This window comes from Aliiglaciecola sp. (assembly GCF_039982535.1).
Lineage (GTDB): Bacteria > Pseudomonadota > Gammaproteobacteria > Enterobacterales > Alteromonadaceae > Aliiglaciecola.
Window position 1 is genome coordinate 83436 of sequence record NZ_JBDWYG010000038.1, and the last position, 18313, is coordinate 101748.

The 18313-nt window shown below is 41.2% G+C and carries 16 protein-coding genes; 13 read left to right on the forward strand and 3 right to left on the reverse strand.

Features of this window, described 5'->3' with window-relative positions; translation table 11 throughout:
• Window positions 1-31 precede the first annotated feature (31 nt).
• The 11 genes from ABJV04_RS09515 to ABJV04_RS09565 all read left to right on the forward strand — a co-directional run bounded on the left by ABJV04_RS09515 (window position 32) and on the right by ABJV04_RS09565 (window position 10485).
• The gene (locus ABJV04_RS09515) at window positions 32-694 is read left to right on the forward strand and encodes a methylamine utilization protein (RefSeq protein ID WP_348491290.1); all 663 of its coding nucleotides are present in this window, start codon (window positions 32-34) and stop codon (window positions 692-694) included.
• A 93-nt stretch (window positions 695-787) separates the two neighbouring features.
• Window positions 788-3022, forward strand: coding sequence for an EAL domain-containing protein (locus tag ABJV04_RS09520; RefSeq protein ID WP_348491291.1), 2235 nt, complete (start codon window positions 788-790; stop codon window positions 3020-3022).
• 7 nt (window positions 3023-3029) lie between these two features.
• Window positions 3030-3890: a DUF3034 family protein gene (locus ABJV04_RS09525; RefSeq protein WP_348491292.1), complete on the forward strand. Its 861-nt coding sequence runs from the start codon at window positions 3030-3032 to the stop codon at window positions 3888-3890.
• Between the two features lie 5 nt (window positions 3891-3895).
• Window positions 3896-4324, forward strand: coding sequence for a group 1 truncated hemoglobin (locus tag ABJV04_RS09530; RefSeq protein WP_348491293.1), 429 nt, complete (start codon window positions 3896-3898; stop codon window positions 4322-4324).
• A 134-nt stretch (window positions 4325-4458) separates the two neighbouring features.
• Window positions 4459-5142, forward strand: a complete 684-nt coding sequence (locus ABJV04_RS09535; RefSeq protein ID WP_348491294.1) for a spondin domain-containing protein — start codon at window positions 4459-4461, stop codon at window positions 5140-5142.
• A 9-nt stretch (window positions 5143-5151) separates the two neighbouring features.
• Window positions 5152-5865, forward strand: a complete 714-nt coding sequence (locus tag ABJV04_RS09540) for a spondin domain-containing protein (protein WP_348491295.1) — start codon at window positions 5152-5154, stop codon at window positions 5863-5865.
• A gap of 71 nt (window positions 5866-5936) precedes the next feature.
• Window positions 5937-6674 (forward strand): response regulator transcription factor, encoded by a 738-nt coding sequence (locus ABJV04_RS09545; protein ID WP_348491296.1) that lies wholly within the window; start codon window positions 5937-5939, stop codon window positions 6672-6674.
• Window positions 6675-6847: 173 nt separating this feature from the next.
• Window positions 6848-7039: a DUF2065 family protein gene (locus tag ABJV04_RS09550; RefSeq protein ID WP_348491297.1), complete on the forward strand. Its 192-nt coding sequence runs from the start codon at window positions 6848-6850 to the stop codon at window positions 7037-7039.
• A 166-nt stretch (window positions 7040-7205) separates the two neighbouring features.
• Window positions 7206-8504 carry an adenylosuccinate synthase gene (locus ABJV04_RS09555; RefSeq protein WP_348491298.1) on the forward strand — a complete coding sequence of 433 codons (1299 nt, stop codon included), beginning with the start codon at window positions 7206-7208 and terminating at the stop codon, window positions 8502-8504.
• Between the two features lie 143 nt (window positions 8505-8647).
• Window positions 8648-10057, forward strand: coding sequence for an aldehyde dehydrogenase family protein (locus ABJV04_RS09560; RefSeq protein ID WP_348491299.1), 1410 nt, complete (start codon window positions 8648-8650; stop codon window positions 10055-10057).
• Entirely contained in the window at window positions 10057-10485 is a 429-nt protein-coding gene (locus ABJV04_RS09565; RefSeq protein WP_348491300.1) for a VOC family protein, read from the forward strand. Before ABJV04_RS09560 ends, ABJV04_RS09565 begins: the two co-directional genes overlap by 1 nt.
• A 9-nt stretch (window positions 10486-10494) precedes the next feature.
• On the opposite strand, the gene ABJV04_RS09570 is transcribed toward ABJV04_RS09565, so the two are convergent.
• Window positions 10495-11175, reverse strand: a complete 681-nt coding sequence (locus ABJV04_RS09570) for a YitT family protein (RefSeq protein WP_348491301.1) — start codon at window positions 11173-11175, stop codon at window positions 10495-10497.
• A 719-nt stretch (window positions 11176-11894) separates the two neighbouring features.
• Here ABJV04_RS09570 and ABJV04_RS09575 point away from each other — a divergent pair.
• Entirely contained in the window at window positions 11895-12590 is a 696-nt protein-coding gene (locus tag ABJV04_RS09575; protein WP_348491302.1) for an alpha/beta fold hydrolase, read from the forward strand.
• An 80-nt stretch (window positions 12591-12670) separates the two neighbouring features.
• On the opposite strand, the gene fadA is transcribed toward ABJV04_RS09575, so the two are convergent.
• Entirely contained in the window at window positions 12671-13831 is a 1161-nt protein-coding gene (gene fadA, locus ABJV04_RS09580) for an acetyl-CoA C-acyltransferase FadA (RefSeq protein ID WP_348491303.1), read from the reverse strand.
• Between the two features lie 21 nt (window positions 13832-13852).
• On the reverse strand, window positions 13853-16012 hold the full coding sequence (fadB, locus tag ABJV04_RS09585) for a fatty acid oxidation complex subunit alpha FadB (protein WP_348491304.1): 2160 nt from the start codon (window positions 16010-16012) through the stop codon (window positions 13853-13855).
• 339 nt (window positions 16013-16351) lie between these two features.
• Between fadB and ABJV04_RS09590 the strand changes: the two genes are divergently transcribed.
• Window positions 16352-18274 carry a transglycosylase SLT domain-containing protein gene (locus ABJV04_RS09590; protein WP_348491305.1) on the forward strand — a complete coding sequence of 641 codons (1923 nt, stop codon included), beginning with the start codon at window positions 16352-16354 and terminating at the stop codon, window positions 18272-18274.
• The last annotated feature ends 39 nt before the right edge of the window (window positions 18275-18313 follow it).

Genomic DNA, 18313 nt, shown 5'->3' on the forward strand with positions numbered 1-18313 from the left:
ACTGAGTGTTAAATTTACCTGGAGTAATTGTATGAAATCTCAATGGTGGTCAATTTACACTTCAGCTTTAACTGTCTTTCTTTGTTTGAACGTTTCGGCTAAGCAGATCCAGATCGTTGATCAAAACGGTGATCCGGTAAAAAACGCGGTAGTCAGTATTGCGATGGAGAAGATAGCTAATGAAGCTAGCGATAATGTTCCGAGCTTACCTGTTGCAATTATGGATCAGATTGATCAACAATTTTCCCCAGAGGTTTTGGTCATTCAGAAAGGTCAGCAGGTAACATTTCCTAATAGTGATGAAATTCGTCATCATGTCTATAGTTTCTCTGCTATCAATCCATTTGAAATCAAACTATATAAAGGCTCCCATGGCGCTCCTGTTCAATATACGAAAGCTGGTGTTGGTGTGTTGGGCTGTAATATCCATGATAATATGATTGGATTCATTTACGTTGCAGATAATGAAATAGCAAAAGTAACTTCACAAACTGGTATAGTCACTTTTAACCAATCTTTACCTGATGAAATTACGGTTTGGCATGCTGGCTTGTCAATTCAGCAGACTGAGCGAATAAAAATTCCTATTGATAGTGAAGATGAAAATATTCGTGTTACAGTTAATATCTTGCAAAAAGAGAAAGAAGAAGAGTCTAATCGTTTTGGCTCTAGGAAATTTGGAAAACATGGCTAATTAATGTCGATAAAATCTTTAAATCAACATGTTTTTAGATTATGTAGTGGGCTCGTTCTGCTGTGTACTATTGCTATTCTTACAAATGTTTGGGTGTCTACAATAGAACAGGCGAAAGTTCAATTAGGTAACAACCTCAAAGTTGCCGAATCTGTTTTTATTCAAGTGCTCGAAGCAAGAGAAAATACTCTATTTAGTTCTGCTGATGTACTGACGTCTGATTATGGATTTAAAGCGGCAATTGGTAGTCAAGATAGTCCAACAATTGATAGCGTTTTAGTCAATCACGGCAAACGCATTTCCGCCGACCTAATGGCGCTCATATCCCTCGATGGTATAGTTAAAAATAGTACTTCAAACAGCCTTCTTTTAGGCAATGACTTTCCTTACCCGCAGTTAATAGAACAAGCTATTGCTGAAGGGGGCGCAAGTGAAATTTTACTTTTTAATGACAAGCTTTATCAAGCTCTTTTATTGCGAGTTCGTGTGCCAGGCGCACCAGCTTTAGCAATGGTTGGATTCGAAATAGATCAAAGTCTAATGACCTTAATGAAGAATATTACGCAGTTGGATGCGACCATAAGAGTGACTCGTCAAGAAAAGCAAATGTTCAAAACCTCTACGTTACCAAGTGAGTTAATCAACGCTAACGTCACTTCTGAGCCCGAAGATATATCGTGGTTTAAGTTATCATTTCTGCCTGAAAATCAATATATATCAAAGTCATTTCTGTTAGAAGAGCGACAAAATGACCAAGTTTGGGTGACGATGTCAGAAGACTCCCAACGATTGTTTGGGGAATTTAATAGACTGCAATTACAAGTTAGCATGATTGCTTTACTCAGTGTGCTTTTGGCTTTGTTGCTTGGCGCTATGGTTGCTCGAAAGCTCTCAAAACCCCTAGGCAGGTTGTCATTGGTAGCGCAAAAAATCGCTGGTGGTAATTATGAAGAGCCTGTTGATATAGAATCCAATACTGTTGAAATAGATAACTTGGCTACCTCTTTCCAAACGATGCAAGCCAATATTCGAGAACGACAAAATCAAATTAGCTATCAAGCTAGTCACGATATGTTGACTGACTTACAAAATAGATATCAGATTAGAGATGTGATTTCACAAAAATTTAAGAATAATCAGCCTTTCCAAGTTGTTGGTTCAAATATTCTAGGCTTTCGCGGTATAAATGACATTTTTGGTTATCAAAATGGCGATAACTGTTTGCAAGCCATTGCAGGTCGAATTAAGCAATTAGGTGGTCAAAGCGCTAGACTAAATGGCGGTGAATTTCTTTGGATACCAGATAAGCCAGTATCTTTAGAAAAATTAAAAGCTATCCAAAAAGATATTGAATTGCCGATTATGATTGGCGATGTAGTCATGAATATTCGGTTGGCAGTTGGCATACTATCTTGCCCTGAGAACTGTAATGATACCGAAAGCGTGTTTAAGCGCTTAAATATATCCCTTGATGAGGCACGAACTTCACCTGGTTTGATCGTTAACTACCAAGAAGATTTTGAAAAGCGCTATACGCGAAGATTAGCGATTATATCCGAACTTAAATATGCCTTGATATCAGCAGAATCAGAACTGAAAATGGTCTACCAACCAAAATTAGATTTGAAGTCAGGTCAGGTAACTCATGCAGAAGCGCTAATTCGATGGAACAGTGCTAGTTTAGGCTTTGTGCCTCCTGATGAATTTATCGGGATCGCTGAACAAGCAGGCCTTATCGGAAAAGTCACTGATTTTGTGATAAGAAGCGCTATTATTGATGCTAGAAAAATCGCGGATAGAGGCTTGAATATATGTATTGCTATCAATTTATCTGCTAAAGATATTCTTAATCCCACACTTTTAGAAACTGTTGAACTATATTTAAAAGAGCATAACGTTAACGCCAGTAGTTTATCCTTTGAAATAACAGAAAGTGATTTAGTGGCTGATCCGCAAAAGGCGGTGACTGAATTGAATCGTTTCAGAGAAGTGGGCTTTTCTTTGGCAATTGACGATTTTGGTACTGGTTATTCGTCATTGGCCTATTTAAAGCAACTACCTGTTTCTGAACTTAAGATTGATAAGAGCTTTGTACTCAACTTAGCAGAACAAAACAGTGATCAACAAATTGTGCAAACTATTTTGGAATTAGCTCGCAACTTCAATTTAGGGGTTATTGCGGAAGGTGTTGAGAATCAGCAAAGTCTCCAATTACTCAAAGAGTGGGGATGTGACTGGGTACAGGGATATCATGTATGTAGGCCAATCGCGGTCGAAGATATGATTGACTGGTGCTTGAAAAACAAACAAACCAATTGGTTTGATTGAGGACAATATGAACATCAATCTACTGTTTAAATTATACGCTGTAGGGGCTTTGCTAATACTAAATGTATTTTCTTCTGCTGCCTACAGTGCAGATGGTAAGTTGATTGGCACTGCTGGCCTGATGCAAGTTGAAGGTAGTGGAGGTGGTGGCATTGTTCCTTGGGCAACGTTAACGGGCTACGATAGCCAAGAACAAGTTTCAGTGAATGTAGCGCTTACTCAGGTTGATTTGGATGACTATCGATTAAATACGATTTCAGGTGCAGTATCTTTTTATGACAAAGTAGAGCTGAGTTTGGCTCATCAACGGTTTGACTTGAAAACTTTAGGTGGGGAAATAAAGCAAAACATCATTGGTTTGAAATACCATGTGTATGGTGATGTTGTGTATTCAGATTTGCCACAAGTGAGTGTCGGCATTCAACATAAACGTCTTGAAGATGGCTTTATTGCCAATGCGCTTGGGGCAAACTCTGATTCTAGTGGAACTGACTTTTACGTTGCAATGACGAAGGTTCATTTAGGTGCAATTGGAGGTTATAACGCAGTTTGGAATCTGACTGCTAGAGCAACCAAAGCAAATGAAATGGGATTGCTTGGTTTTGGTTCTGCTGCCAACAACAATTATGAGATTATGTTAGAAGCGTCCGCTGGCATCTTATTTTCTCGTCATGTCGCCCTTGGTATGGAATATCGGCAAAAACCAGATAACCTAGGTTTGGGGGAAGAAGATTGGGTTGATTATTTCCTAACCTATATGCCGTCTAAGAATTTAAATTTAACCGTAGCTTGGGCCGACCTGGGGTCCATTGCAGGGGCGCAAAAGCAGACTGGGTTATATTTCTCAGTCAATGGTCAATTATGGTGAATAATATGAAAATCAACCTCTACGGACTTTTGCTTTTAGCGCTAACGGGTTTAATAGGATGTGTAACAACCACAGCGAAAATCAGTGTTTATGAGCAAATTGGGGGGGCTGAAAAAGTTGCTGAAATAGTTGATAATTTCGTTTTCGAAATTGAATATGACCAGCAAATTTTAGCCTATTTCGAAGGTGCAAACATTGACCGCTTTAAACAAAAGCTAAGCGAACAAATCTGTGTTTTAACCGGTGGTCCTTGTGAATATTCCGGCGATACCATGGAGCAGGTTCATACAGGTATGAATATTACTGAACAGCATTTTAATCGTACCGTTGATCTTTTAATTAATGCAATGAATAAAGCGGAAGTACCCCATAGGTTGCAAAATAAAGTTCTAAAGGAAATGGCACCGACTCGAAAAGAAATGTTGTATTTATAAAATCTCCTTAATAAAACCATTATTTTCCTAACTCGTGTGATTCTTGAAGGTTTCGTCATTATTTCGTGATACTTTTGGGATAATTTCCGTCCACAATTTTCCTCGTCAACTAATACTATTGTCGAGGAAAATTTATGAAATCAAGTACTAAAATACTAGCTGCTAGCCTACTAACTGTTGCTATGCAACCAGCCTGGTCTGCCGATCTTACCGTTGAAATCCAAAATCTTACCCAGGGAATTTACTTCACCCCTTTACTTGTTGCGGCACATACCCCTGATGCGAGCCTATTTGAACTAGGTGAAACAGCCTCTGCTGAAATTGAAGCTATGGCTGAAATGGGTAGTTTAGATGGATTAATGACTATTGGAACATCTGTTAATGCTGATATGGTTGCTGACCCAGCAGGCGGTCTACTTGCACCTTCATTGTCTACTAGCACTGCTCTTACCACCGATGATTCCAATACCGTATTATCGATTACCGCAATGATATTACCGTCAAATGATGGTTTTGTTGGGTTAGACAACTGGGCAATTCCTAGCGAAGCTGGAACTTATACCTTCTACCTAAATGCATATGATGCGGGTACAGAAGCAAATGATGAGTTGCGCACTAGCATGCCTGTACCTCCACCACTTGATCCACTTCTAGGCAGTGATGGTTCTGGCGTTACCAGCGAAGAGTCCAACGCAACTGTGCATATACATCGCGGTAACATCGGTGATGACCAAGCCAGTGGTGGCACCAGCGATATTGTGAATAGTATTCACCGTTGGTTAAATCCGGTTGCCAAAGTAACAGTAACCGTAAACTAGGAGACTGTTATGTTGCACTTATTAAAAAATAAACCACTACGTTTAGCCATTCTTGCTTCACTTTCACTAGGATTGGTCGCTTGTAATGATGACGATGATCCTGAAACGCCGGTCACACCAGCGCCAGTGGACGTGACTTATCAAGTTACAGTAACTAACCTAACTAATGGCCAGCCATTATCTCCGGTTGCGGTAATGTTACACGGCGATGATAACTTCTGGATGATAGGCGAGTCGGCATCTGTTGAACTAGAAACTATGGCGGAATCTGGAGATAACTCAGGCCTGCTTGCTCTGCCCACGGTGTTAGCATCTGCTTCTGGTGATGCTCCTATTGGACCTGGCGGTAATGAAACCTTTGAAGTGACTATTGAAGATATTACCGATGCCAAACTAACCGTTGCGACAATGTTAGTGAATACAAATGATGCTTTTACCGGTCTTAATGCTTGGGACTTGTCTCAACTAGCGGTTGGAGACTCATGGAAAGGCTCAATGTCTGCCTATGATGCAGGTACCGAGGGGAACTCTGAAGCAGCTGGCACAATTCCTGGACCAGCTGATGGTGGTGTAGGTTTTGAAGATGCTCGCGATGACGTAGATTTTGTAGCTGCTCACCCGGGTGTGGTAACTTCATCAGATAACTTAGCCTCTTCGGTGTTGGATTCACAACATAAATTCGACAATCCAGTAGTCACTATTAGTGTGACACGGGTCGAATAGTAGGGCGACAATCAGTTAACTTTAGTTAATCGAGGGTTGCTAGAGTTAACTGAATTTTTAGGTAATTTGATATGACAGATAATGTGCTTTTGGTAGAAGATGATAAGGATATTGCAAACTTGATTCGACTTAATTTGTCCGAATTAGGCATTCAAACAACCCATATTGATAATGGCAAAGCTGCTTTAGAATCTGCACTGAATGAAGATTATTCGCTGATGATTTTAGATGTTATGTTACCGCAGATTAGTGGCTTAGATATTTGTCGTCAGGTAAGGGATAAAAAACCACAACAAGCCATTATCATGTTAACTGCCAAAAATTCTGAAACTGACCGTGTACTGGGTTTGGAGTTAGGTGCCGATGACTACATGACGAAACCTTTTAGTGTTAGAGAGTTGCAAGCAAGAGTGCGCTCACAGCTTAGAAAAGTTGCACTTTTAGCAGACGCAGGTCGCCATAACCAACCTGAAAATGAAAAAACACTGTCTATTGGTAATTTAGTGATCAATCAAAAAAATCACCAAGTGCTATTCGACAATGCCCCTCTAGATCTCACCGCTACTGAATTTGAATTGTTATTTCATTTAGCTAGCCATCCCAATCAAGTGTTCAGTCGAAGCCAATTACTGGAATCGGTTTGGGGTTACCATCATAGTGGCTACGAACATACAGTTAATTCTCATATTAATCGTCTGCGTGCGAAAATAGAGCAAGACGCCACAACGCCACTGATAGTGCAGACTGTTTGGGGAGTAGGGTATAAATTTAATCCTGAAGGGGTAAACAAACTTCTTTCTAATAATTAGCAAAAGTATAATTAAATTGCTTTTAATTCCAATTTATTATGAGTTGCTTGTCCTATTTCTATCAATATAGGGCATACTGAGTGTCGCAAATTATTGACACTGGTTTTTTTGAAAGTTAAAAATCACTATACTGTCAATCTTTAACTCTTGAATATACTCATAGGGACGTGACTTTGGGCAGTACTATACTTATCGCTTTTTCAATTGTACTTTTGATTGAGGGGATTGGACCTATGTTGTTCCCCAAACGTTGGAAAAGTTATATTTATCAAATCGCATCTCAGCCAAGTGAACAGCTTCGCACTATTGGTGGTGTTATGGTGATAATTGGTGCCGTGAGTTTATTCTTCCTAGTTGGAAAATAACCCTTCTAGAAATATATAAATCTGTTTTGTGACCCCACGCTAGAACACTTTTTCCTATAAAATTACTATAAGTTAGCAATAAACCTCTTAGAAATTGAAAAAACGGATGATTTATCAGCACAAATTTTGGTAGAATCCACGCCTAATTTCCTGACAGTTTTCTTCAATGGCTAAAAATGTTGTAGTGCTCGGCACCCAATGGGGTGACGAGGGTAAAGGTAAAGTAGTAGATCTACTCACAGATCAAGCGACCTATGTGGTCCGTTATCAAGGCGGACACAATGCAGGTCACACACTCGTAATCGACGGCGAAAAAACCGTTCTGCATTTAATTCCTTCTGGTGTTTTGCGTGACAATGTTACCTGCGTAATCGGTAATGGTGTGGTGCTAAGCCCTGAGGCTTTATTAAAAGAAATGAAAATGCTTCAAGACCGCGGCATCCCGGTCAAAGAGCGTTTGGTTATCAGTGAAGCTTGTCCTTTAATACTTCCCTATCATATTGCCTTAGATATGGCGCGGGAAGAAGCTCGTGGTGCTAAAGCAATTGGTACTACTGGTCGTGGTATTGGACCGGCTTATGAAGATAAGGTTTCTCGTCGCGGACTGCGAGTGGGTGATTTATTTAACGCTGAAGATTTTGCAGTTAAATTAAAAGAAATTCTTGAGTACCATAACTTCGTACTGACTAATTACTATAAAGTTGACCCTGTAGATTATGACACAGTGTTAAAAGATGCCCTTGCGGTTGCTGACATCTTAAAATCTATGGTTGTGGATGTGACTGACGTATTGGACAAAGCCAGATTACGTGGTGATGCCATAATGTTCGAAGGCGCACAAGGTACCTTGCTAGATATCGACCACGGTACTTACCCCTATGTTACTTCATCAAATACAACTGTAGGTGGTGTGGCAACAGGCGCTGGATTTGGTCCTCTTAACTTAGATTATGTGCTTGGTATTGTTAAAGCTTACACTACACGTGTTGGCTCTGGACCTTTCCCAACTGAGTTGGATTGTGAAGTGGGTCAGCATCTAGGTATTAAAGGTCATGAGTTTGGTGCCACTACAGGTCGTAAACGTCGTACGGGTTGGTTTGATGCTGTAGCAATGAAACGTGCTGTTCAAATTAACTCTATTACTGGTTTCTGTTTGACCAAGCTAGACGTTCTGGATGGTTTAGATGAGTTGAGTATCTGTACCGGTTATCAGCACGCTGATGGTACGATTAAAGATGTACCACCTATGGCAGCTGATGATTATGACCTCATCAAGCCAGTATATGAAACTATGCCAGGCTGGAGTGAAAACTCCTTTGGTGTGACCAGTTATGATGGATTGCCCCAAGCGGCGAAAAATTATATCAAGCGTCTTGAAGAACTTACCGGCGTGCCCATTGATATTATTTCAACTGGCCCTGATAGAAACGAAACTATTGTTTTGAATCATCCTTTTTCTGCATAACCGCTGATTGTTATATTAGAAAGCCGCTATTAAGCGGCTTTTTTTATGGGCAAAGGTTAACAATAATTCATAATTACCATTGCATAATTAGGTTATAACTATATGTGTACTAGTAGGGATATGAAACTTATTAAGGGGTGTTTATGAATACGGCCAATCCGGATGCTACTGCAACTGAGCAGATTTCCGATATTGAAGACAAAGTTACGGCCATACGTGAAGTCTTTGCCAGTGGCTACAGTAAAGAATATGCCTGGCGTGTTGAGCAACTCAAACAACTAGAATTGTTAATCCATGAAAAACAAAACCTATTGCTAGAAGCTTTAGCGGCAGATTTAGGCAAGTGTAAAACCGAAGCCTGGATATCTGAGTTAGGTTTTGTATTAAGCGATATTAAACACACTCTTAAACATTTGAAAAAATGGATGAAACCCCGCAAAAAATCCACCCCTTTAGGAGCTCAACCGGGTAAAAGTTATGTGCTGCCCGAGCCTTTGGGAACCGTGTTAATCATAGGTGCATGGAATTATCCTTTTCAGTTACTACTTGCTCCTTTGGTGGCGGCAATAGCGGCAGGTAACTGTGCGGTACTCAAACCATCAGAATTAGCCAGTCATATGTCGAAACTGCTGGCAGAGCTTATTCCTGAGTACTTAGATACGAACACTTTCGCCGTGGTGGAGGGGGCTGTAGATGAAACCACAGAACTATTAGCCCAGCGATTTGATCATATCTTTTATACCGGCGGAGAAGCTGTGGGCAGAATTGTGATGTCGGCTGCGGCTAAACATCTCACACCTGTCACCCTAGAGCTGGGGGGCAAGAGCCCATGTATTGTCGATAATACCGCGAATATTGATGTGGCTGCCGCCAGAATCGTGTGGAGTAAATGGATGAATGCGGGGCAAACCTGTGTGGCACCCGACTATATTTTGGTTGATAAAAGCGTAGCGGATCAATTGCTGGTGGCTATTGAGAAGAAAATACAGGCTTTTTACGGAGAGTCAGCAGAGACCAGCGAAGATTATGGCAAAATTATCAATCAACGACATTTCCAACGCTTAGGAAGTTATTTAGAAGATCAAAATGTGGTGTTTGGCGGTGGTCAAAATGTGCAAACCGGCTATTTCGAACCCACTTTGGTGTTAAACCCGTCTTTAGATAGTGAGTTGATGCAGGAAGAAATATTTGGACCAATTTTGCCTATTATTACCTTAGACTCCATTAATCAAGCGATTCCATTCGTTAATCAGCGTTCTAAGCCTCTGGCTTTGTATGTTTATACAAATAACGATGATTATGCACAAAAGGTTTTACATCAAACCTCGGCTGGCAACGTGTGTGTTAACGATGGTTTTATGTTTATGACGAACCCTAATTTGCCCTTTGGTGGTGTCGGCAACAGTGGTATGGGGAGTTATCATGGTCGCTCTGGCTTCGACCGCCTAAGTCACTTAAAAACGGTAATGGAACGAAGTTTCAAGTTTGACGTGAGCTTACGTTATCCCCCTTTTAGTAAATTAAAATTGTCCATGTTAAAAAGGATTCTGTAATGGCAAATAGTGATATCCGCCCGTTTCATTTGGCTATCCCAGTAGATAATCTGCAACAAGCCGAACGCTTTTATGGCGAGGTGTTAGGGTGCTCTAAAGGGCGACAAAGTGAACAGTGGATTGACTGGAATTTTTACGGTCATCAACTGGTCACTCATTTAGTTGATAAAATGCCGTCAACGCCCACACCAAATGAAGTGGACGATAAATCTGTTCCTGTGCCTCACTTTGGGGTTGTATTAAGCATGGCTGATTGGCATATATTGGCAGAGCGAATGAAACAACATAATACCGAATTTATTATTCAGCCCTATGTGCGTTTTGCCGGGCAAGCAGGGGAACAGGCGACTATGTTTTTTCTCGACCCTAGTGGCAACGCTTTGGAGTTTAAAGCCTTTAACGATTTACAACAGTTGTTTGCGGTGTAAATAAGAGCCTTAATTACCTGAGGTGTGTATCGAATCGTCAAACATCAGTTCTTGCTGAGCTGGCGCTTCAGGTTGTTTCTGTTTAACTTTTTTAGTCGCTGTATATCGACCTGGAATGTGATTGACGGCAATTAAAATGTTTAATGTCACTGCGCCTAATACCGACAATACCACTATGTTAAAATCAAACATCAACAGTGATGACATTAGAATAATACAATCCGCGACTAAACCAATATGACCGGCTCTAAGATTAAATTTATTTTGCAGATAAAGGGCTAAAATTCCCAGCCCGCCAAGACTTGATTTGTGTCTAAACATGATCAACATGCCAATCCCAATAAGCATGCCACCTACAGTGGCCGCAAACACAGGATCAAGGTCAGAAATGACGATAAAATGATCCATGTATTCTGTCATTAGCGAGACTAACGTTACTGAGATAAAGGTATTGATGGTGAAACGCTTGCTTAACTTAGTCCAAGCTAAAAAATAGAAAGGTATGTTAACCACAAAGAACACTGCACCAAAACTAAAGGGTACGAAGTGTGTTCCTATGATTGCAATTCCTGCACTACCACCGGTTAAAATTCCCTGAGTTCCAAAAAATACAACGCCTAAGGATACGAATATACCTGCACTGAAAAGTGCTAAAACATCTTCGTAGAATCGGTGTGTAGGGAATGGCATAACGGATGGGTTTCCTTCTCTAAATGGTGGCTTTGGAATTTGGCGCAAGTGTACCGTAATTAGCGCAGCTTGAAAGGTTAGGGGCTGCATGGGTTGGTGGAATATTGAACACCTAAAGTATCGCTTTCTTTACGACTCTTTACGCTAGGGTAAATGGACTGTTGATAAGATGTAACTAGCGGTGGGATTGATGGGAAAATGTCCCAGAATTACAACTTTTGGTCCTAAATTTAATACTATCTTTGTCCCAGAATTCTAAGTTTATGTCCCAAATCTAGCAGTATTCCCCGACGATAAAGGGGGATTGCTATGTTCACCTTATGCTTTTTTAATCATCCAATGTTTTGAAAAATCTCCTATTATAATGATGCTTTTGTTGTAGGTAAGTACTAACTTATTTGGGAGGTGGACGAATGAGTGAGGGTGTGTAGGTCAAATATGTTTTCTGATAAATAAAGGGTAAACATTGACTAAAACTAACCTGAATATTCATCATCAAATATCTTTTTACTCCAAGCCAAATGGGCTTTACAAAAATGTTTAGTGGTATGGATATTTTAACCTTTGATTTTACTTTCAAGCGGTCTTTGAGGGAGACATTCAGCGGTATTTTAGAACTCAATTTTTGCCAATTTATTCTGCGCTGCACTAAAGTACTATAGATAATTAACATCTCATTAACTAAAAATAGTATCTCTATTAAGCCACGAGTTCCTACTATGAAAATTATTTCTACTTTATTGGTTATGTTAATTTCGTTTGTCAGCCTCAATGCATTTGCAAGCAGTTGCAAAGATGCTGTTGTATTAGTGCATGGTAATACCGCATCCCCAGATAGCTGGGATAACACCTACAATCTTTTGATTGATGACGGATATGCACCCGCCGAGATATTTCGACCTGATTGGGGCTCAAAGTCCTGTGCCGTTTGTAATAATCATTCTGGTAGTGAAGAAACCCCAGTTCGTCAGGCGATTACCAATGCCATTGCGCAATCTTGCACCGGTAAAATTGATATTATTGGCCACTCAATGGGCGTGACCTTAGCCGCTCAACAGGTTTCCAAGTTGGCGGTATCGAGTAGCGTTGATACCTTTGTGGGGATTGCCGGCGCTTTGCGTGGCCTGTGGTCATGTGGTGTATATCCATATAACGTATGGAATTCAACCTGTGGATATTATGGTTTATCGGTGCAAAGTCCCTTTCTTGATGGGCTTTATGGCACTCCACTAGGTGCAAAAGTGTATTCCATTAAAAGCAATATTGATCAGATCGTTTGTAGTACTGGGGTTTGTTCAGTGGGGGGAGTACATAGTAGTCGAATATGGAACGAAGATGCCAGCTACACTTATGTATTGGGTCACTTTGGCTTGCAAACCGATACAGCCGCAACTCAACTAAGTTTGATTCAATAACTAAAGAGAAATAAAAAAAACACCTAATGGATAAGATCCATTAGGTGTTTTTAAATGCATGCTAAATGTTGATAAGGGGGTTATACCCGCTCAAACACAGTGGCGATGCCTTGACCAAGACCAATACACATGGTCGCTAAACCAACTGATTTGTCGTTAGCTTCCATTAGATTGAGCAAGGTGGTAGAGATACGTGAACCTGAACAACCCAGTGGGTGGCCTAATGCAATTGCACCACCATTGAGGTTAACTTTGTCTTCGTATGTATCGATCCAGCCTAACTGTTTGATACATGACAATGCTTGGGCAGCAAAGGCTTCATTGAATTCTGCCAACTCAATATCATCCATAGTCATGCCAGCACGTTTAAGTGCTTTTTTGGTTGCAGGTACTGGACCAAAGCCCATAATTGCAGCATCACATCCAGCCACAGCCATAGAACGAATCTTAGCGCGAGGCGTTAAACCAAGGGCTTTGGCGCGCTCTGCAGACATAAGCAGCATCGCGGATGCACCATCAGATATTGCTGATGAAGTACCAGCGGTCACTGTGCCGTTTACTGGATCAAATACTGGACGAAGTGCCGCCATAGTCTCAATGGTAGAGTCTGGGCGAATTACTTCATCTGCATCAATAAGTTTCAATACACCGTTTGCGTCGTGGCCTTCAGTGGCAACAATCTCATTCCAGCGACCTTCTAGGTGCGCTTTATGTGCTAATTGATGTGAGCGAGCACCAAAGGCGTCTTGCATTTCACGAGTTATACCGTTTTGTCTACCTAGTAGCTCAGCGGTCATACCCATGTTGCCAGATGCTTTTGCTGTGTGTTTTGCCAACCCAGGGTGAAAATCGAGGTTAAAGTTCATAGGAACATGCCCCATGTGCTCAACACCCCCAATCATATACACATCACCCATGCCGGTCATAATGCCTTTAGCTGCATCATGTAAGGCCTGCATAGAGGAACCACATAAGCGGTTAACCGTCACTGCTGCTGTTGAGCGTGGTATTTGGGTTAATAGTTGGGCATTACGGGCAACGTTAAAACCCTGTTCTTTGGTTTGTTGCACGCATCCCCAAATGATGTCTTCAATTTCACTTGGATCAACACCAGGGTTACGTTCTAGCAATTTACTCATTAGGTGAGCAGACAAAGTTTCTGCTCGAACGTTACGGAAAATACCGCCTTTAGAACGACCCATAGGGGTACGAATGCAATCAATAACAACTACGTCTTTCATGTTAAGTCTCCTTGGGTCTGTTTAGGCTGAAAGTTGAAAGTAAGATTTACCAGAAGCGGCCATTTCGCGAACTCCATCTGTGATTTGGTAAATCGGTCCTAAATGCGCATATTTATCCGCCAAGGCAACAAAATTACTTAATCCCATTGTTTCAATGTAGCGGAATACACCACCTCTAAACGGTGGGAAGCCCAAACCGTATAGTAATGCCATATCTGCTTCAGCTGCACTGCCCACTATGCCTTCTTCTAAACAACGAATCATTTCGTTGGCCATAGGAATCATTAAGCGAGCAATGATTTCTTCTTTATCAAAATCTTTGCTTTGAACACAAATAGGTTTGATTAACTCATAGGCTTCAGGTGCTGGAGTTTTGTTAGGACGACCACGTTTATCAACACCAAAGTTATAGAACCCTTTGCCATTCTTTTGACCAAGTCGATCAGCTTTATACAACGCGGTAACAGGATCATCGCCAATTTTTTGCATGCGTTCAGGTATGCCGTCAGACATCACACTTGATGCGTGGTCTGCGGTGTCCATACCCACTACGTCTAACAAATATGCAGGACCCATTGGCCAACCGAAGATTTTTTCCATTACTTTATCTACGGCCACAAAATCAGCGCCATCTAAGACAATTTTGCTGAAACCGGCGAAGTAGGGGAATAACACTCGATTGACTAAAAATCCTGGGCAATCGTTAACTACTATGGGGGTTTTGCCCATTTTTAAGGTAGCGGCTACTACGGTATTAATGGTTTCTTCAGAGGTCTTTTCACCACGAATAATCTCAACCAATGGCATTTTGTGAACTGGATTAAAGAAATGCATGCCACAGAAACGCTCAGGCTTATCTAGGCTCTGGGCTAATTGGTTAATGGAGATGGTTGAGGTGTTAGAACAAATGATTGCGTCATCGGCAACAGCTTGTTCAGTCTCTTTTAATACAATGCCTTTAACTTTTGGATTCTCTACGACCGCTTCAATTACTAGGTCGGCGTCTTTAATCGCAGAATATTCCAGAGTCGGCACGATATTGTTTAAGGTTGAGGCCATTTTAGCAGCGCTGACTTTACCACGTTGCATGCCTTTACCTAAGATTTTGGCAGCTTCGTTTAAACCAAGATCAAGGGCAGGTTGAGCAATGTCTTTCATGATAACAGGCGTACCTTTGACCGCAGATTGGTAGGCGATTCCGCCGCCCATAATACCTGCGCCTAAAACGGCTGTTTGTTTGATTGCTTTGTTAGCTGCTTTCGCTTGCTTTTTGCCTTTACTCTTAACAAGTTGATCCGCTAGAAAAATGCCGACTTGTGCTTTAGCTTCATCAGATTTAGCTAACTGAGTAAAACCTTGGTTTTCAAGCTTCAACGCACCTTCGCGATCAAGACCAGCGGCTTTACTTACGGTATCAACCATCATATGTGGTGCTGGGTAGTGTTTCCCGGCTTGGGCTGCAACCATTGCTTTAGCAGTGGAGAAACTCATCATGGCTTCATTCTTACCAAGGGTAAGAGGCGCTTTCTTTTGGGCGCGACGAGCTTGCCAATCAAATTTGCCAGCAATAGCATCTAATAGGATACTTTTACCTGCTTCGATTAGGTGCTCTGGTGCGACTACGCTATCAACTGCACCTTCAGCTAAGGCTTTAGGGGCTTTTCTGTCGCGTCCAGTTGTCATCCATTCTAAGGCGTTATCTGAACCAATTAGTCTCGGTAAACGAACGGTACCGCCAAAACCAGGCATTAAACCCAATTTTACTTCTGGTAAACCTATGCTGGCAGTGGTGTCGGCAACACGAAGGTCACAAACTAAAGTCATTTCACAACCGCCACCTAAAGCAAAGCCATTTATCGCTGCTACCGTTGGAAAGGGTAGATCTTCGAATCTATCAAACACTTGTGAAGTTTTCGCTACCCACTCTAGAACTTCTTCTTGGGGCATATCAAAAAGGCCGGTAAATTCGGTAATGTCTGCACCAACAATAAATGTAGATTTAGCAGAACGAACTAGAAGACCTTTAATGTCGCTATTGTTAGCTAATGCTTGGGTAGCTTGATCTAATTCACTGACGGTTTGCTGGTCAAATTTGTTCACGGAACCTTGTGCGTCAAACACAAGTTCAGCGAGACCATTGTCCAGTAATTTCGCACAAAGGCTTTTGCCTTCAAAAATCATCGTTATCTCCTTCAGTTTAAGGCAGAATAAATGGCTATGATTAACTACAGTAAAAAATCTAAAATAGGTTAGCCATCATTGTAGGGTTTTATTTTAATTACTTATTCAAATATAAATGTGTAATTTATTGCACTAAAGCAGTAAATTGTTGTCGAGATTATAGTAATTCTCAACCTAAGTCTGAGCTCATAATAACATGTGGTCGGATGTCTATTATTCAATTTATTTATGTATTAATATTTTTTGAACAAAAGAAGTGAGTGGATACTTTGTTCAGATATTTTATCATTCGGGGATATGACAGCCGTTATGAACTACTTTTTCCGGAACGCTTTTGTTGTGCTGACAATATTTTGTTGTTTCAGCAGTTCCTTATTAGCGCAATCCCAAGAGACCGCCACTGAAGATGCTTTAGCTCATCAAAGAAATGTGTTTAAAGCGTTGGAAAACATGGTTGCCAAGCCAAATTCACCAGAATATGGCCGTTTACGAGAGCAACTGAAAGGATATCCGTTAGAGCCTTATATTGAGCAAAAGACGCTTAAGGCTCACCCATACCTTGCCAACCAAGAAAAAATTAAGGCGTTCTTAGCCGAGCATGAAGGCTCGCCATTGGGCCGTTCTCTTCGTTATGTGTGGTTAACTTATTTAAAAAAGAAAAACTATGCAGATTTGTACATGGCGTATTTTCGACCGACTTCCAATGTTGAACTAACCTGTCAATATTTAACCTATCAACTGCAAGATCCAAAGAACCATGAAAGTGTGTTTGCAAAAGCCTCTCAACTTTGGGTGGTAGGTAAGTCTCAGCCAAATGAATGTGACACTGTGTTTGATGCTTGGACAAAAGCAGGGTTTAGAACAGAAGATAAGGTGCTGAAACGTTTAGCGCTGGCTGGAAATGGTGGTAGCCACACGCTTATTCCCTACCTTAAAACCCTATTACCTGCTGAAAAACAATATTTAGCTGATTTATGGTTACGGGTGCGCCGTTCTCCTAATTACGTTAGTCACTTGTCTAAATTCCCCAACAAAAATCCCCAATTAGAATTGGATATTATTCAGTACGGTTTAGGACGCTTAATATGGCGTGAAGAAGAGTTAGCGATTAAAACGTGGCAATCAGTTTTAAGTAAGTTCGATGTTGATCAAATTCGCCAGTATAAACTTGCTGGTAAATTTGCGGTGGCGTTAGCTGTTGCCGAGCATGAAAAAGCCGATGAGTGGTTAGAAAAAGCGAGTCATGAAAATGCAGAAGAGCAACTATTTCGTTGGCACCTTGCCCATGTATTAAAAAGTGGAAATTGGCAACATGCATTAGAAGTCATTGAGCAGATGCCAGAAAAAAACCGCTCTGAATTAAGCGCTAGATATTGGCAAGCCCGTGCGTTGGAAAAAATGGAAGCCTTCGATAATGCCAATCAAAATTACCAGTGGTTAGCAAAACAGCGTCATTACTACGGATTTTTAGCCAGTGGTAAGCTAGCCAAAACCCCACAAATTATTGATCGTCCGCTGGATTTTGATAAACAGACCCTAAACACAGTTGCCAATATGGATGCCGCAAAACGGGCTTACGAATTTCTGCAATTGCAGCGATTCACTTCGGCTAGGCGAGAGTGGTTTCATCTACAGTCGCAACTTGATCAACAGCAAAAGCTGGTATCAGCAGTTCTGGCAGATAGTTGGGGCTGGCATGATCGCGCCATATACGGATTTTCTAACACCGGCTATCTAGACGACATTAAACGACGTTTTCCGATGGCTTATCGTGAAGAGTTAGTGAATCAATCGGAAGCTAATCAAGTGGACCCTGCTTGGGCATTCGCCGTTGCCCGCAGAGAAAGCTCGTTTATGTCTGATGCTAATTCTAGTGCCGGTGCCAAAGGCTTGATGCAACTATTACCAGGTACAGCTCGTTATCTGGCGAAAAAACAGATTAAAACTAATGTACTTTTTGACCCAAATATTAACGCCGGATATGGCACTCAGTACTTACGTTATTTAATGGATAAAATGGATAACAATCCGGTACTGGCGACAGCATCATACAACGCCGGTTGGCGACGAGTTCAAAAATGGATCCCCAAAGATCATAGTGTGCCAATGGATGTTTGGATAGAAACTATCCCCTATAAAGAAACCCGCAATTACGTTAAAGCGGTTTTAGCCTATCAGCAAATATATGCCATGCAACTGGGTAAAGAATCCCCTCTTTTTTATCAACTCGCTAATATGCAATTGGGGGGAGAAACCTTGTAAATGGGGAGATTGATTTACATCCAAGTACCTAAGTTTCAC

Bases quoted from the DNA above. Each gene is read 5' to 3' on its own strand.
- ABJV04_RS09515 (WP_348491290.1), top strand. From the start codon at position 32: ATGAAATCTCAATGGTGGTCAATTTACACTTCAGCTTTAACTGTCTTT.
- ABJV04_RS09525 (WP_348491292.1), top strand. From the start codon at position 3,030: ATGAACATCAATCTACTGTTTAAATTATACGCTGTAGGGGCTTTGCTA.
- ABJV04_RS09530 (WP_348491293.1), top strand. From the start codon at position 3,896: ATGAAAATCAACCTCTACGGACTTTTGCTTTTAGCGCTAACGGGTTTA.
- ABJV04_RS09535 (WP_348491294.1), top strand. From the start codon at position 4,459: ATGAAATCAAGTACTAAAATACTAGCTGCTAGCCTACTAACTGTTGCT.
- ABJV04_RS09540 (WP_348491295.1), top strand. From the start codon at position 5,152: ATGTTGCACTTATTAAAAAATAAACCACTACGTTTAGCCATTCTTGCT.
- ABJV04_RS09545 (WP_348491296.1), top strand. From the start codon at position 5,937: ATGACAGATAATGTGCTTTTGGTAGAAGATGATAAGGATATTGCAAAC.
- ABJV04_RS09555 (WP_348491298.1), top strand. From the start codon at position 7,206: ATGGCTAAAAATGTTGTAGTGCTCGGCACCCAATGGGGTGACGAGGGT.
- ABJV04_RS09560 (WP_348491299.1), top strand. From the start codon at position 8,648: ATGAATACGGCCAATCCGGATGCTACTGCAACTGAGCAGATTTCCGAT.
- ABJV04_RS09565 (WP_348491300.1), top strand. From the start codon at position 10,057: ATGGCAAATAGTGATATCCGCCCGTTTCATTTGGCTATCCCAGTAGAT.
- ABJV04_RS09570 (WP_348491301.1), bottom strand. From the start codon at position 11,175: ATGCCATTCCCTACACACCGATTCTACGAAGATGTTTTAGCACTTTTC.
- ABJV04_RS09575 (WP_348491302.1), top strand. From the start codon at position 11,895: ATGAAAATTATTTCTACTTTATTGGTTATGTTAATTTCGTTTGTCAGC.
- fadA (WP_348491303.1), bottom strand. From the start codon at position 13,831: ATGAAAGACGTAGTTGTTATTGATTGCATTCGTACCCCTATGGGTCGT.
- fadB (WP_348491304.1), bottom strand. From the start codon at position 16,012: ATGATTTTTGAAGGCAAAAGCCTTTGTGCGAAATTACTGGACAATGGT.